Genomic DNA, 16,323 nt, shown 5'->3' with positions numbered 1-16,323 from the left:
TTTATATTTTTTTCTATAATTAATTATACCCTATTTTTTAGAATTTTTAAATGATTTTTTTAAAAATTTTTTTATTCCAAAAAGTTTTTTCATATACAGCAAGCAAGGGACTAATATCCCTTGTTAAACTTAAAATTAATAAATTGCTCTAAATCCAATTCCACCTCGAATATTATTTCCCTTAGTATCATATCCAGCGTTCACTGTAACACCAAATCTAGTATTGTCAACTCCGATATTCAAGTCAAATTTACCATTTCCATGCTTATCTTCCTTTTCCTTTTCAAGATTGTACCAGTCTGCCGTTGTGTATCTTACTCTCGCCTGATTTCTATTTTGCAGTTTTCCAAGCTCATTTTCATAAGCAGCTGTAACTCCTACTGTCAAATTTGTTCTTACTGCAAGTGGCTGAATATATTTAAACTCTAATCCAGCTTCTGGTTTTACTGAGAAATAGTCATTTCCTTTTACTTCTAATCTAACTTCTCCATCATTTTCCTTGATGTTGCTAAATCTTCCATATTCCATTTTCAAGGCCCCGTATGGTCTTAAATGTGTTCTCTCGCTCATTCTTATGTCATAGCCAAGCTCATTTTTAAGAGCCGCTCCATAAGTATGGTATGTAGATTTGGCTTCAAATGTATCATCAACTATCCAGAATTTACGCTTCATGTTATTAATTCCTGCAAATACATCTCCTGCAACTGTCCATTGCAGTGCTCCGTTATAATCCTTTTTAGGTGACATTGTCTTAAATATTCCAGCTTTTATCATTGTCTGGTCTTCTGTCGAATGTCCTAGATCCTTGAATCTAAACCTGTTTGTTACAGCTCCTGCATACCATCCGCTAGAATTTCCCATCTTAATCTTTTCATCCTCATGAACATAAGCTACCCCGTAGGCATTGCTCTTATAGTCAATGATTCCAGGTGTATCAGTATTATATTCATCCCTTAAACCAAATGCTTTTATTTTGTTATTTTGCTTAGTTGGATTTCTCCATTCGTCCTTTAAGTATTTGAACTCGCTGTCAAGAGAATTTCCTGTAGCATTTGTTCTTTGCTGAATATTTGCATATTGGTGTCCTTTCATCTCATCAAATGCCTGAGCCAAGATATGCCCTTCTCCGCCATTTAGGCTGCTTATCTTATCAAACAGCAATTTTTCTCTTGTTCCCAGTCCTTCTACTCCATACCGTTGTTCAAGTCCGTCCAAGAAGTTATATGTATTTCTGTCATTCTTTTCTGCATACACTGTATAAGGAACCTTAATCAAGTATAGCTTGTCAAGAAGTTCTGTCACAGGATTCTTGGTAGGTTGTGCCATCCATGTCAAGCTTGACGATATTACATTTAATGTTGTTCCTCCTGTTACAACACCTTTCAAAGCATCATTATAAGGTTTTAAAATGTTATCTCCAACTTCAATTGCTTTTGCAGTGGTATATCTTGTAGCCTCTGCCCCGAACAGCAAGTTAATATCAGTCAATCCTGTTAGGTAATTCAATCCTTGAATAGGATTTGTATAATTAACTCCTGAAGTATCTACATACATTCCTATACTTGAGATTTCTGAAGATGATGGAAAATTCATATAGTAGTCGCTTGCTGAAAGATTTATCGGTGTAACTCCTGATGGTGATTTTATTATCACTTCAGCAGGTTGTGGTATTGCAGCATCTGTATCTAGTTTATATATTGGAATTATATTTCCTTGTGCATCTGCCACGGTAGGAACTGCAGCTTTAGGCGGAACTTTTACTACTATTCCTCCCATTTCCTTCATGTCACTTGCTGTAGCCACTTTCATTCTTGGTGTTGAAGTTCCTGTCTGGCTTGTCAAAGTTACAGGATTTATTCCATTTGCATTTTCTTCGGCGTGATCTGCATTATCTGTCCAAATTCCTGCACTTTGGCTATCTGAAGCCGCAATATTTATCACTCCGTAATTCTTGATATAACCTCCATTAGCTACATAGACTCCTTTTGCTGATGTAAGTCCGCTTGCCGTTGTCTGGATAGTTCCCCAGTTTTCTCCAACTGCTCCTCTGTCAATGTACATTCCAACAGTCTTGCTTCCCATAAGATTAATGTTTCCGTAATTGACTGCCTTAGATCCAGATCCTACTGCATACATACCTATTGTATCAGGCTTGCTTACTTCGATAGTTCCGTGATTTATAATTGTTCCTTGGTTGAAAATTTGTCTGTATGTTGGTGACAATGGGTTGTCATCATAATATCCTGTTGCCATACCTACACCGTATTCTTTTCTGTTAGTATCAGAATCTCCAACTTTTATTATTCCTCCAGTAAGGTTTGTCGCAGTTCCGCCGGTAGTTGCATACATTCCTACACTTCCAATACCATTTGAAAAGTCAATTACTCCATCATTGTATATGCTTCCATTTCCGTAAAGGCCGTAATTTCTATCTCCTGCAGATGTCAATGGAGTGTGATTAATCACAGTTCCTTTATTATCGTTCTGATAAATATAAACTGCATCTGTTCTCAAAGTTACTGGATTTGCTGTATTAGATGCTATAGTATTTCCTGCTCCAAGATTTACAATTCCAAATGAATTATCTCCAATTGTCATGCTAGATCCTGCATTTGCATTAATGTGCTGATTAGCTCCAACTGCATAAATGCCTACAGCTTGATCTTTTCCTACTGTAATTTTAGAATTTGCATTCAAGTTTACTGTACCATCTCCTTGAGTATAGATTGCAACTCCATTATCCCCAGCCTTAATGCTTCCTGTATTGTTGTTAATATTATATCCATAAATTCCTATTGCATTATCTCCAACAGTAATTTTACCATCATTAGTTATCGTATTTTTAGTTTTTGCATAAATGCCGACATTTGCATTTTCCTGTAATGCTGCATTTCCTAATGTTATATTTCCTTTATTAATTATATCTGCTCCATCTGATACAATACCAAATTCAAGCGCTGCCGATGAACCAGTAATATCTCCATTATTTGTAAGGGTATTTCCTGTCCCGGCTGTTGTATAAACTCCAATCATTCCGCCTGTTGTATTTGTAGCATTTGTAAGTTTTACATTTGCATTATTAGTATGCGATGCTACTCCTGCTTGGTCATAAATGATACCCATTCCTGTTCCTGTTGTGCTTCCATTGTATTTATATTCAAGAGTTCCAGTTACATTTGTATTTTTTGAGGCAAAGATACCAATACCTTTTTCAGGTGTTTCAATCATGTAATTTCCAGTTAAAGTAATATCAGAATTTTGAGCATAGATCCCTTTTCCGTTTACTCCTGTTTTAATATCAGGTCCTGTTCCTGCTGCAGTTACCGTAATTGTACCACCTTCATCAGAAGTTCCATGATTAACTAACATTAGTGCAGGTGTAGCCGAAACTACTGCAATTCCTACTCCATCTGTTCCAACGGTTAGTTGTTTATCGCTTGATACAGTTACATTGGCTTTAGGTGCATTCGTATTATTTTCAGCATAAATTCCTATTGAACCTGTTCCTGCTGCATTTATTGTTCCGTGATTTTCTATTTCTACTGTTTTAGTTCCTCCTAATGATGCGGAAGTTTTAACATCTGTTCCATATTCTTGCTTTGTACGGCCTGTTCCAATTCCGGCTATTCCTGCTCCAGAAGCAACGGTAATTTTTCCATTATTTACAAGTTTACTTCCGTTAGTTCCGTAAAGTCCAGCACCATTATCAATTGTTACTGAAGCGCTTGACCCTGCAGATGTTCCGTTGTTAATTGTTCCATAACTTACATTCATTCCAGCAATACCAGAAGTTGCTGTTCCTCCTGTAACATTTATTGTTCCTTCATTATTAAATCCTGTTGTTGCATTTGAAGTAGCTGTTTTTAGAGATCCCATTGAAAGCCCTTGACCTTTTATAGCAGCTGAAGATACATTTCCTGTAACATTTGTTGTGCTTCCAATTGTTACAACTTCATTTGCCATTTGTATTTTATTGTACTGGTCTGCAGCACTATCCAGCTCAATTTTTGTTGAAGTAACATTTAATTTTCCATCCGTCAAAATACTCTTGTATGAATGATTATTTGTAGTTATAGTATGTCCGTGGAATTTAGAAATTCCAGGTAGTCCATCTATGTATGTGTGGCCCGCATCTGTCTGGCTATTCCAATTTAAATTATTCAATCCGCTAAATGCTCCGATTGTAACATTGTCACTTTGTAAGTTTACAGATACATTTCCTAGCCCTCTATACATTTCTGTACCTGTAGTTGATGAATTATAATCAGTTTCTTGTCCTGTAATTAGTACTCCATCATACATATCCAAAGTTGTTGTTCCTGTAAATACAATTGATCCATTAGAACTATCTCCTTTAGCATAAAACGGTGTCGTATTATCATGGTCGTTAACTGATGTTCCTAAAGTTCCATTATTTTTATGAGTTATTGTTCCGCCTTCATATTCTACTTTACCACCGTTTAAAGCAAGCAATCCGCCGCTTGTACCTGTGTTAATATTAGTTGTTCCTCTTAAAACAACTTCTCCGTTATCATCAGCTAATGCCCCTATTCCATAAATAGTTGATGTTGTTGGTGCTGGAGTTATTATTGCCTTAGATTTACTGTTTTCATCTCCATCATAAGTTGATACTGTTACTTTTGAAGTTGTTGAATTTGAACCTAAAGTTACTTTACTTCCAGGACCTGTAGCATATCCTCCTATATTTGTGTAATGGTATTTTTTAGTTTCGTCATCATGTGATGCCGCATCATCTGTTGCAGTAACAGATCCATAGTTAGTCACTTCTCCTTCACCAGAAGCATATCCAATTATAGAACCATATCCATGAGCTGTTGTATTTTTGTAAGCATTTACTTTACCTTTATCCATTGCAGCAAAAGCTATTGGATATGATTTTGACTTATTGCCGTTATCATCTGTAACTTCTCTGTATCTTGCTGACAACTCAACATCTTTTCCTATGTTGATTTCACTTCCTTTTCCTTGTAATGCTTGAGCACTAGACGATTGCATTTGATTTTTATGATCAATTGCACTTGTATAATAATTTCCTGTATCCCATGTTCCTTTAGAATAAGCAATTATTGTTCCTGTTGCCGCTTTATTATTAGCATCATTATAAGAAGAGGTTGGAGCAGTTGTGCCAGAATAATCTTTAACAGATGATCCCATTTTTGTTACAATCGTAGGATTAGTCGGCATCAAGACATCCATAACAGTTCCATTTTCTGAAGCTAGCATAATTCCATCTTTAGAGTATTTTCCAAATGTTATTTCAGCATTGTTTATTTGTAAATTGTGTATTAAATCATTATCAAATTTGGCACCATTAGTTTTACTAGTTTCAGCTCCTAAATTTTCAGATGGCTTAATACCGTCTCTTTGTCCAGATTTTGCATAAACTCCCACATTCTTTTCAACATAATGCTCATTGCCTTCTGTATCACCATCAGTTGTTTGAGTAGTTTGTTTTGAATCTATCCGTGCCTGATTACCTATATTAGCTCTTGCTTCTATTTCACCTTGATAAATACCTATTGTTGTTTTATTCCAGTTATCTCTTTCAATACGAGCTTGCGCTGGATTGTGAGTAGGTAAGTCAGATAGCCATGGATTTTGACTAGTTGATGAAGATAAAGTATTGTTAAAGAATAAGATTACATTATTATCTCCATAAGATTCCACAGGTTGTGTTAATTTTATAAATGGTTTCCAATAAGTTGCTGGCTGATTTTTTCTTATCAATCCTGTTTCAGAAAATTTAGAGAAATCTGCTGAATATCCTAAACCTGCATAAACTAAGTTACCTGCACCTTCTAATTTATAAGTTCCGGTACTATCTATTCCATAACTTCCTGAAGCCCCTAGTATAGAATATATTATATTATTTTTGGAAGCTATATCAGCATTAAAATTTCCCTCAAATCCTCCTCTTTGATAATATGCACCTCGATTGTTTCGTGTTATCTCTTGGTATATTGTTGGAAAAATAAAAAATACTGTATTCTTCTCTCTTGTTACATCTAACTTAACATCTGTTAATGTTGTTTTTCCAGCCCACCAAGTTTCAAGTGAAATAAATGCAGCTTGACCATACAAATATCCATGCACATTTTCTATTGTTCCATTAGCAACTGTATGTATTCCAATTTCACCAGTTACATTTCCTCTATTATTATGAGGGCCACCAGCTACGTGTATATCAAAATTGCTCAATTTAAATTGTCTGTTTAAAGTATAGCCATCACCATGAGCATAAATTATATTAGGTGTTATACCTTCAAAAACAATTGGCAACCCAGTATATTGCTTTGAAGTGGTATTATAAATACCACTTGCATTTGTAGAATTTCCAGTTCCTAAAAAATTTATACCATTGTAATTGGGTTTATATCCAGCAAAAAAAACATTATTACTCCCATCAAATTCTTTTGGTAGTTGACCTTCCAAAATATCCGCACCCGCAGGTTTACCTTGGTATGCCCGATCGAAATAATAATCAGTAAATACATCTGTATTTACCACAGGTGGTGTCACAGTAATTTCAGGAACATTAACTTTTATTTCATCTATTTTAGCAGGTTCCGATACACTTATATTCAAATTTGGCTTTTGTGGTGGCTCGATTATTGGCAGGTTAAGATTTAAAGGAGTTTTGTGAATGTCCTTTGGTCTTACTGCGGCATTTACTGGTATAGTTGAAACAGGCTCTATTACGTTTCTTTTCAAAGTTGTAACTCCGTATTTTCCTCCAGAATAAGTTCCAAACTTGTCATCTGGGTTTCTTGTGTACTTCGTGTTTCCTGCTTTGCCTCCATAGCCTTTGTATGTGCCGTGCCAGTCGTTATAAAAATTATTGACTCCATATTGCCAGCTTGACCAAGGTGACTTAACTACATGATCTCCTTGTTCCATTAGCTTGATTAGTTCCATATTTGATTTTTTTAGAAGTCTGTCGTTTTCTTTTCGGACTTCCGTGAATTGATTGTGTATGTCCTTTATTGATGTAGTGATGACTTGTTTTTGATTTTCGATGCTTTTGCCCGTTTCAGCAGAAAACAAGTTGTTTGCAATGCTTATAGCACCTGTAATCAAAAATATAATTAATGCTGAATCTGTATACTTAAAATCTTTGCATTTTTTAGCAAATGAGCATAAGTCTTTTTTTGCCTTTCTTAAATTGTTTGTCATTTCTAATCTCCTTTTTCTAAATTTTGATAGTTATTTGTAAAAGTAGAAGACTTTTAATAAATACAATATGTTTTAATGCTTGTCTTTGCTATCTTTTCGCTTTCTGGCAAGCAGTTTTGACATAAATAATTTATTTGCTTTTACAATAACTTACTAAATTTTGATACTAAAACTATTTGAAAAATAGACAAAGATCTTTTTTATTCTTTGAAAAACCTATGATTCTAACAGGGAAATAGTATCGCTTGTTTATTTTGGAATCTAAATTCATATTTTATAGCTCCAAAAATCAGCTCTGGTTATCATTTTTTAAAATCAAATTAATAAAAATCAACCAAAGTTAAGTTCAAAATAACCTCTCATCTCCTTTAAATCCAGCTTTAAAGCACATTTAATATGAAAACAATCCAAAAATATTTCTGTTTCATTGTATTATATCATAATGGCAAATATTTTTCAAACATTTTATATTAATTTTTAATGAATATTAATCATTATTTAAATTTAAAAGCGGGAGAGTTCATAAAATGTTTTGACAATATTGTCAAGCGATAATATAATTAAATCGATCTAAAATTGACTTTTTAAAGATAAAAAAACTTAGGTTGTCAAACATATTTATCAATGAAAATTATATTAAAATTTTTATTCTGTCAAAGTAGAAAAATAAATTGGAAAAAAATAGCAAATTTGCTATAATATAAAAAATGAAAAAATTTGGGAAAATGGAGAGAAAATTAAGTTGAAACAGGAAATGGATTTTGGAAAAAATAAAAAAATGAATATTTTGGCACCAGCAGGAAATTATGAAAAATTAGTTGCTGCAGTAAAAGCTGGAGCCAACGAAGTTTTTTTTGGATTAAAAGGATTTGGAGCAAGAAGAAATAATGAGAATTTGGCTATGCAGGAGGTATTTGACGGGATTGACTATGCTCACTCACGTGGGGTTAAGACGCTTATGACTTTGAATACGATTTTGAAGGACAGCGAAATTAACAGTATGTACAATAATGTTAAAAGAGTTTATGAACACGGAATTGATGCCGTCATTGTACAGGATCTTGGATTTGTGAAGTTTCTAAAGGAAAATTTTCCAAACTTAAAAATTCACGGAAGTACACAGATGACTGTGGCAAATCATGTAGAAGCCAATAAATTAAAGGAACTGGGCCTAACTCGTGTCTGTCTTGCGAGAGAACTTTCCTTTGAAGAAATAAAAAAAATTCGTGAAAAAACTGATATAGAGCTGGAAATCTTTGTTTCAGGTTCACTTTGCATTTCCTACTCTGGAAATTGCTATATAAGCAGTTTTATTGGGGGAAGAAGTGGAAATCGTGGACTTTGTGCATATTCCTGCCGTAAAAAGTTTATAGATGAAAATGGAAAAAGTGCATATTTTTTAAGTCCAAATGACCAGCTTCTGCAGGAAAAGGAAATTAATTTGTTAAAAAGCATTGGAATTGATGCGATAAAAGTTGAAGGGCGGAAAAAATCGAGCGAATATGTTTATGAAACTGTGAGTTATTACGATAATATTTTAAAAGGGACTCCACGGCCGACAGAAAGCTACAAGCTGTTTAACCGTGGATATTCAAAGGGATACTTTTATTTGGATGGCAAACTTATGAACTTTAAATATTCTTCAAATTTTGGATATTTTCTGGGAGCGAGAATTGGAGAGTCAAATAACTTTAAAATTGATGATGAATTAATTTTAGGAGATGGAGTTCAATTTGTAGATGAAAATTTTGAACAAATTGGCGGAGAATATGTAAATAAAATTAGGATTATTGAAGCTTATGAGAATGGAAATAACGAGAATAGGGAGTTTGGAAAAAAAGATTCTGAAAAGAAAAATAAAAAACAGAACCCAAAAAGTAAAGGTAAGGAAAATGAAGATAAAAAAGCTGAAGAAAAAACTTCAAAAGCTGATAAATACGATATTATTTCCATTGGAAAGTTGCCAAAAGGGACAAAGTACATTTATAAAAATTATTCTAAAGAGATTAACGACAGAATTATTCATAATATAAAGGTTTCCAAAAGATATGCGGCTGTTAATGCAAAATTGCTGGCAAAAAAAGGGCAGGAAATTGAACTTACACTGGAAATTGAAAACTTGAAAAATGAGATAATTTCTGTTACGAAAAAAGGGAATATTATCGAGCAGGATGCCAGAAAATTAATTACAAAGGAGCAAATTGCCGAAAAAATTGGAGAGTTAGGGGATACAACTTTTGAACTTGGAAAAATTCAGATTGACTATGATGGAACTTCGTTTATTCCCTTTAGTGAACTGAAAAATTTGAAAAGGGAATGTGTTTCAGAACTTTTGGAAAAATTGCTGGAATCATATAAAAGAACAGCTGCTGAGCGAAAAAAATATGATTTTGAATTAAATAAAAATTCTGAAAGCAAGGAAAATGAAAATACAGAAAATAAGAAAAGGCCTGTTATTTCAGCACTTGTTGCGAATGATGAGCAGGAAAAAGCCTGTCGTGAAATGGGAATAACAAAAATTTATCGAAAACAGTTTGATGTTGCCAAAGAAAAGAACTTGTCCAAAACAGATAAAATAAAAATTGAAACAAATTTAGTTTCTAATCTTTATCAGGCAATCATGGGAGAAAAAACTGGAGCAAGAGGGCAGTCCTTAGATTGGAACTTAAACGTTTTCAATAATCATACAATTGAAATGTTTTCTAACTTTAAAAATTTAGAAACCGTATTTTTATCGCCAGAATTAAGCTATCGACAGTTAAAAAACATAAAATCTGATAAATTGAAAAAGGGTCTTGTGATTTACGGTTATCTAAAGGGAATGTATATTGAACATAAAATTTTTGATGAGAATTACAAAGAATTGGAAGGAGAATTTTATGATAAGTATAAAATTGTGAAAAATGAATTGGATAATATTGAGCTTTATTTGGATAAGCCGATGAATTTGATTCCAAGGCTAGATGAGATTTATGAACTGGATTTGGATGAATTGAGGCTGGATTTTACGTTTGAAAATGCTGATGAAGTAAGAAAAATTATAAAAAGCGTTGATACGAAAAGTGGAAAATATACTCCTTATGCTTTTGAGCAGGGAGTTTTATAAATTTTTAAAATTAAAGGAGGAACCTTGGAAATTGAGAAAAGACAGAAATATCTGGAAAAGTTATATTTACTTTTAGGTGCATCGATTTTTGTGCATTATGCTCTAGTTATTTTATTTAGCATTTTAATATTAGTAAATATTTTTACAACTGGCGAATATAAAAAGATATTTAAAGATAAATCGCTTATTACTGTGGGAATTGTTCTTGGATTTTCCCTTATAACATCTGCCTTTTACAAAAATATTCTGGGATTAATGGCAATTCCAATATTTTTGTGCATTATAGTCGGGCGCTATTATACATTGATTGTAGATGTGGAATTTAAAAAAAATAATCTGGAATGGATGGCAAAATTTTCTGGAATATCGCTTTTCATTGGAATTGGTGAATTTCTGTTCACGCATAACAGAGTAGGATATTTTGCATATTTTAATCCAAATTATCTTGGAAGCATTATGATGATGTCGGCAATTATAAATTTATATTTTACTTTTGAAAAAAGGTCAAAAATTAATTTTGCCGTATTTATTATGAATATTTTAACAATCCTGATAACAGGCTCAAGGTCATCGCTAATTGCAGTAATTCTTGGAGTATTTGTACTTTTTTTCTATTTTTTGAAAAGAAGATATTTTGCAGGATTAATTTTAATGCTATTGTCATATATTTTAGGAGTAATTTCAGGAGTTTTTCCATTTTTGCGAGAAAGCACGCTAATAGAATATTTTTGGCTAAGAGTAGAAATTATTGATATGGCAATTAGAATTTTCAAAAGAACGAATCTTTTATACGGACACGGAAACTTTTTTTACTATAAATTTACGAATTACGTGTATCCACATTCGCATAATGCATTGGTAGAATTGCTTTTAAGCTATGGATTAATTGGAACAATAGCTTTACTTACTGTATTTTTACGATATTTATACGATATTTTAAGAAACGACAGAAATAATGTCTTAAAAATTGCTTTAATTGCTGGGATTGTAGTTCATAATTTTACTGATTTTGCGATTTTTTGGGTACAGACTGTACTTTTATTCATTATGGCTCTGGCTTATAAGGAAAAAAATGAAAAAATACGTGGCTATAGACAAATACGAAATAAATAAAAAATCAAAAACAAGAAAGGAACAAAAAAATGAGAGATAACATATATGTGGGACTTGTCCACTATCCTGTATACAATAAAAATAACGCAGTTGTAGCGACTTCCGTTACAAACTTTGATATACACGACATTTCCAGAACATGCAGAACTTATGATATAAAAAAATATTTCATAATTACTCCAGTTGATGCCCAGAAGGAGCTGACAGGCAGAATAATCGGCTACTGGACTGAAGGAAACGGAATAGAATTTAACAAAAATCGAAATGAAGCCTTTGAAAATACAGAACTTGAAGATTCTGTCCAAAGTGCAGTAGAAACAATTGAGAAAATCGAAGGAAAAAAGCCAAAAATCATTACAACTTCAGCAAAAATTTTCCCAAATACTGTAGGATATGCTGATTTAGGCAGGGAAATAGTCGAAGATGACACTCCATACTTAATTTTATTTGGAACTGGATGGGGACTTACAAGTGAAATTATGGATTTGTCCTACAAAATTTTAGAGCCAATCCGTGGAAAAACCCAATATAATCATTTGTGTGTCAGAAGTGCTGTCTCAATAGTTTTAGATAGGCTGCTAGGTGAAAATTAAATTAATAAAAAATATATAGAAAATCTGGAAGGAGAGAATGAACAGAAATATGGAAGCAAAAAATAAAGGATTAGTAGGAATTGTAGTAGTCAGCCACAGTAATACACTTGCAGAAGAAGTTATTAACTTTGTAAAAGTGTTCAAGCAAGAGGATTTTGCCTTGGAAAATGGAGGAAATGCGAAAAGGGAAGTTTATGGAACAAATGTTGAAAATGTAAAGCAGGCTATAATCCGTGCTGACAAGGGAGCAGGAGTGCTTGTCTTTGTCGATATGGGAAGTTCTGTATTTAATGCAGTTAAGGCAATAAAGGAATTGGAAGGGCAAGTTGAAGCTAAAATTGCAGATGCTCCGTTTTTGGAAGGGGTAATTTCAGCAGTTGCAGGTAATTTTGAAGGAATTGACCTGGATGATCTGAAAATAATTGCTGAAGATAGCAGAAAATTTACAAAATTAAAAAAGGAAATCTAATTAAAATAAAAAATTAAGAAAGTGAGAAATAATAGTAAATAATGGAAAACTTAGTAAATATAGGAACAATTGTTGGAACACACCATTTACGGGGAAGTGTCAAAATTAACTCAATTTTTGAAAACATCGAACTTATCCAAAATGAGCGTGTTCTTCTTGAAAAAGATGACAAAAAAAGATTGCTTACTGTAAAAAATGTAAAAAGACTAAATGAAAAAAAAGCAATTTTAGATTTTGAAGAAATTGGCAATGTCGATAGTGCAAAGGAACTAAATGGCTATAAAGTTAAAATTAGACGTGATTTATTGCCAGAAAAAAGTGAAGATGACTTTTATATAAAGGATTTATTTGGACTAGAAGTATTTTCTGAAAATAATAAAATCGGTGAAATTGTTGATGTAATGGAAACCGCTGCCCATAACATTTTAATTATCGAAGATATTGATACCAAAAAAGAAATCATGATCCCGCTAATTGATGAATTTGTAACAAAAATTGACTTTCCAAATGGGAAAATCGAAGTAACTCTAATTGATGGAATGCGAGAATAATAAAATCTAATATAATTTTATTAGATGTGTCATTAAATTCTATTTTTTAAAATTATTATAAAAGGAGTAAAATCAATGAAATTTAGCGTACTCACATTATTTCCAGAATTATTTGAGCAATATTTATCACAAACAATCCTAAAAAGAGCAAGTGATAAGGACATCATCAATTTTAATATCGTAAACATCAGAGATTATGCCAGAAATAAACATAGCCAGATGGATGACATCCCTTTTGGCGGCGGTGCAGGAATGGTTCTAAAGCCAGAAGCCTACTGGAACTTCTTTTACGAAAACTACGAATTTTACAGCAATGAAAATAATGAAAATTCAGAAAAGCCTTACGTAATTTTCTTATCTCCGCAAGGGAAACAGCTGACCCATAAAAAAGTTACAGAACTTTCAGAAAAAGAGGAAATTGTCCTCATTTCAGGGCGTTACGAAGGATTAGACCAAAGAGTAATTGATAAATTTGTAGATGAAGAAATTTCCATTGGTGATTATGTGCTGAGTAGCGGAGATTTGCCATCTCTTGTAATCATGGATTCTGTAATCCGTATAAAAGAAGGCGTAATAAAAAAGGAATCCTTTGAAACTGACTCATTTTATAACGGGCTTTTGGGATTTCCGCAGTATACAAGACCTGTGGAAATTGATGGCTATACTGTTCCAGAAGTCTTGCGAAGCGGAAATCATGCTAAGATTGATGAATATCGGTTAACAAAGTCTATTGAAAAAACTATTCAAAATCGGAAGGATCTGTTTGAGAAAAAGTTGTCTGAAGATAAAGAATTTTTGAAATTTTATGAAAAATATAAAAAGATCTAAATAAAAAAATAGAGAATAGGGTATTCTAAATTTAATTCTCTATTTTTAAATTGTTAAAATTTTAATGCTTTAAAACTTTCATAATTAACACCATTAATTTCTTGATTAGTTATCCAAGCACCATTGTATTCGTAAAATTTACCATCAACTTGATTAATAACATTATCTGGATCAAAAAAAGTAAATTCAAGGTTTCTTAGTGAATTAAATTTTTCCTGTGTTAAATTAGAAAATTTTATAGTTAGCCATAAATATTCATCTTTAGGATCTCCAACATCATTTTTTAAATTGTCTGGATTAAAAACACATCTTGTATATTTAATTTTACCAATTCCTGTAGTTTCATCAAAATATCCTTCTACTGGAGCTCTACAATTGGGTATATGTGGATAATCTGCTCCCCATGATGGATATTCATCTAAATTAATTGTACTTTGATATTTTTCTTCAGCAGTCGTATTTGTATCTTCATTTACAGTTTCAGTTTCATCATTTTTTGGAGTTTCTGTATTTCCTTTTATAGTTTCAGTAGTTGTATTCTCTATTTTTTTATTATTACTATTTTTATTGTTGTTTAAAAATAATAATAAAATCATTAAAAGTAAAATTATTGTAGATACTGAAAAAAAATAAATTTAAAAAAATTTATTTTTTGGTTTATTTTCTAATTCTTCTATTTTTTTCTTTAGTTTTATGATTTCTTCGTCTTTTTTATCATCTGTCATTTTAATTTCCCTTCTAAATCAATTGTAATTCATTTTTATTAATAATTTTTCTTTATTATTTTCCAATCATGTTTTTTATTTGGTGATTTAGGACAACTATTTCCTTTAGGTGGTTCACCTTGTGTTCCCATTCTTATTTTACAATAATTACATTCATATTTAATTCTTTCATTCATTTTTATTACCTCCTATTAATTTATTCATAACTTTTAACTATATCTATAAATGTTTTTTCATCAGAAGAAAGTGAAATTTGATTTTCATCGGAAGTATACCCTTTATACCATGATTTATTTAAAAAATATTTTTTTAAATCTTTATTTTTGAAGATATATCCTTTTTTCGCATATATTGTATTTCTAATGATTTTTAACTCATCTGATGAATATTGATTTAATATTTCTTCATTTCCATTTAAAATTTGATTCATTATTTCATAAACATTTTCTGAAATATCTAATTTAGAATTATTATTTTGGTTAGATTCTTCACACAACTCCCCTGTATTAAGATGATAACATTCATATGCTGGAGTATAATCTAATTCACCATACCCTCTTTTTGGATCAAAATCCCAATATGTGTAAGTATTAACTGCAAATAAGATAAATATTAACATGCTAAAAAATTTCAAATTTTTTATATATTTTTTTTGATGAAAACATAAAATATTGTACACTCCTTCTTTTAGAATAAAGATTGTATTATTCTATTATTTTTGATTCAATATACACAATTTTTTATAAAGTAATCTTTTTATTTTATTACAAAAGAACTATTTATACTAGTATTGTACCCCCCCCCGAATTATTTTAAACTTATTTTAAGATTAAAATTAATTTAATTTTTTAAAATGTGATTTAAAAATTTTTCTAAATTAATTGATCATATAAAGAATTATACTCAAACCTATTTAAAATCAAACTACTAAAATTGTATAAATGTAAGTAGCCATAATTTTTGAGTTTAGTTTTAAAGCAGTTTTACTATATTATAGAAATTAAAATAATTTTACAATAAAAAAGAATTTAGTAACTTAAACTAAATTCTTTAATTTTTTTTAAATTTATTCAAATGAAATTACTAATTTTTTACCAAATGCAGCAGCCAGTTTTTTTAATGTTTTCAATGAAGGATTGGCATTTCCATTTTCTATTTTGCTTATATCTCCTTGCGTTATCCCAGTTAAGTCTGACAATTCCTTTTGTGTGATATTTTTATCTTTTCTTGCTTCAATAATTTCTTTTATAATTTGAAATTCTGCTTCAAGACTTTCATATTCTTTTCTAAACTCTTCATCTTTTAATTGCTCGTTTAAGGAATCTCTAAAATATCTACTCATATTTCTCACCCCTTTTCATATATTCTGAACGAAATTTTTTAGCTTTATTTATCTCTGACTTTGGTGTTTTTTGAGTTTTTTTATAAATCCATTAGTTAAAATAATCTTTTTATTTACTACAAAAAAATATAAAACTCTCCCAATATTATTCCCTTGTCGTACCCTTACTTCATAAATACCATCTCCTAAAAACTTGGAATAAGGTTCTCTAATATTGTTTCCAGCTGTTTCTAGTACAGCTAATGTACGATATAATCTAGACTTCATTTTTAAGTCTTGAGATAAAATAAACTCTTCTGCTGGATAAGTTCCATCAGATTTTTCAAAAAATTCTACAATAAATTTACTCATATTTTCCCCTCCCTTTTATATTTTATATGATATAACATATATTGTCAAGAA

12 protein-coding genes are annotated in these 16,323 nt (G+C 31.3%); 6 read left to right on the top strand and 6 right to left on the bottom strand.

Features of this window, described 5'->3' with window-relative positions; all coding sequences use genetic code 11:
- Positions 1 to 135 precede the first annotated feature (135 nt).
- Positions 136 to 7,194 carry an autotransporter-associated N-terminal domain-containing protein gene (locus tag HW276_RS07440; protein ID WP_178938000.1) on the bottom strand — a complete coding sequence of 2,353 codons (7,059 nt, stop codon included), beginning with the start codon at positions 7,192 to 7,194 and terminating at the stop codon, positions 136 to 138.
- A 754-nt stretch (positions 7,195 to 7,948) separates the two neighbouring features.
- Here HW276_RS07440 and HW276_RS07435 point away from each other — a divergent pair.
- The 6 genes from HW276_RS07435 to trmD all read left to right on the top strand — a co-directional run bounded on the left by HW276_RS07435 (position 7,949) and on the right by trmD (position 13,854).
- Positions 7,949 to 10,300 carry a U32 family peptidase gene (locus tag HW276_RS07435; RefSeq protein ID WP_255460401.1) on the top strand — a complete coding sequence of 784 codons (2,352 nt, stop codon included), beginning with the start codon at positions 7,949 to 7,951 and terminating at the stop codon, positions 10,298 to 10,300.
- A 24-nt stretch (positions 10,301 to 10,324) separates the two neighbouring features.
- Entirely contained in the window at positions 10,325 to 11,413 is a 1,089-nt protein-coding gene (locus HW276_RS07430) for an O-antigen ligase (RefSeq protein ID WP_178937998.1), read from the top strand.
- A gap of 29 nt (positions 11,414 to 11,442) precedes the next feature.
- On the top strand, positions 11,443 to 12,006 hold the full coding sequence (locus HW276_RS07425) for an RNA methyltransferase (RefSeq protein ID WP_147003956.1): 564 nt from the start codon (positions 11,443 to 11,445) through the stop codon (positions 12,004 to 12,006).
- A gap of 37 nt (positions 12,007 to 12,043) precedes the next feature.
- Complete coding sequence (locus HW276_RS07420; protein ID WP_255460400.1) at positions 12,044 to 12,475, top strand: PTS-dependent dihydroxyacetone kinase phosphotransferase subunit DhaM; 432 nt, start codon at positions 12,044 to 12,046, stop codon at positions 12,473 to 12,475.
- 41 nt (positions 12,476 to 12,516) lie between these two features.
- Complete coding sequence (gene rimM / locus HW276_RS07415; RefSeq protein ID WP_147003955.1) at positions 12,517 to 13,026, top strand: ribosome maturation factor RimM; 510 nt, start codon at positions 12,517 to 12,519, stop codon at positions 13,024 to 13,026.
- A 75-nt stretch (positions 13,027 to 13,101) separates the two neighbouring features.
- Positions 13,102 to 13,854, top strand: a complete 753-nt coding sequence (gene trmD, locus HW276_RS07410; RefSeq protein ID WP_178937997.1) for a tRNA (guanosine(37)-N1)-methyltransferase TrmD — start codon at positions 13,102 to 13,104, stop codon at positions 13,852 to 13,854.
- Between the two features lie 53 nt (positions 13,855 to 13,907).
- Here the strand turns inward: trmD and HW276_RS07405 are convergent, their stop codons facing one another.
- The 5 genes from HW276_RS07405 to HW276_RS11635 form a co-directional block, all read right to left on the bottom strand.
- Positions 13,908 to 14,450: a hypothetical protein gene (locus tag HW276_RS07405; RefSeq protein ID WP_010128704.1), complete on the bottom strand. Its 543-nt coding sequence runs from the start codon at positions 14,448 to 14,450 to the stop codon at positions 13,908 to 13,910.
- A gap of 167 nt (positions 14,451 to 14,617) precedes the next feature.
- Positions 14,618 to 14,755, bottom strand: a complete 138-nt coding sequence (locus tag HW276_RS07400) for a hypothetical protein (protein ID WP_010128706.1) — start codon at positions 14,753 to 14,755, stop codon at positions 14,618 to 14,620.
- A 20-nt stretch (positions 14,756 to 14,775) separates the two neighbouring features.
- The gene (locus HW276_RS07395; RefSeq protein ID WP_178937996.1) at positions 14,776 to 15,198 is read right to left on the bottom strand and encodes a YARHG domain-containing protein; all 423 of its coding nucleotides are present in this window, start codon (positions 15,196 to 15,198) and stop codon (positions 14,776 to 14,778) included.
- Between the two features lie 447 nt (positions 15,199 to 15,645).
- On the bottom strand, positions 15,646 to 15,921 hold the full coding sequence (locus tag HW276_RS07390; protein ID WP_147003951.1) for a helix-turn-helix domain-containing protein: 276 nt from the start codon (positions 15,919 to 15,921) through the stop codon (positions 15,646 to 15,648).
- Between the two features lie 48 nt (positions 15,922 to 15,969).
- On the bottom strand, positions 15,970 to 16,272 hold the full coding sequence (locus HW276_RS11635) for a type II toxin-antitoxin system RelE/ParE family toxin (protein WP_255460399.1): 303 nt from the start codon (positions 16,270 to 16,272) through the stop codon (positions 15,970 to 15,972).
- Positions 16,273 to 16,323 lie beyond the last annotated feature (51 nt).

The sequence above is a fragment of the Leptotrichia sp. oral taxon 417 genome (assembly GCF_013394865.1).
Taxonomy (GTDB): domain Bacteria; phylum Fusobacteriota; class Fusobacteriia; order Fusobacteriales; family Leptotrichiaceae; genus Leptotrichia; species Leptotrichia wadei_A.
Note: the sequence above shows the minus strand (reverse complement) of the source record. Positions and strands in the feature narration are given on the sequence as shown.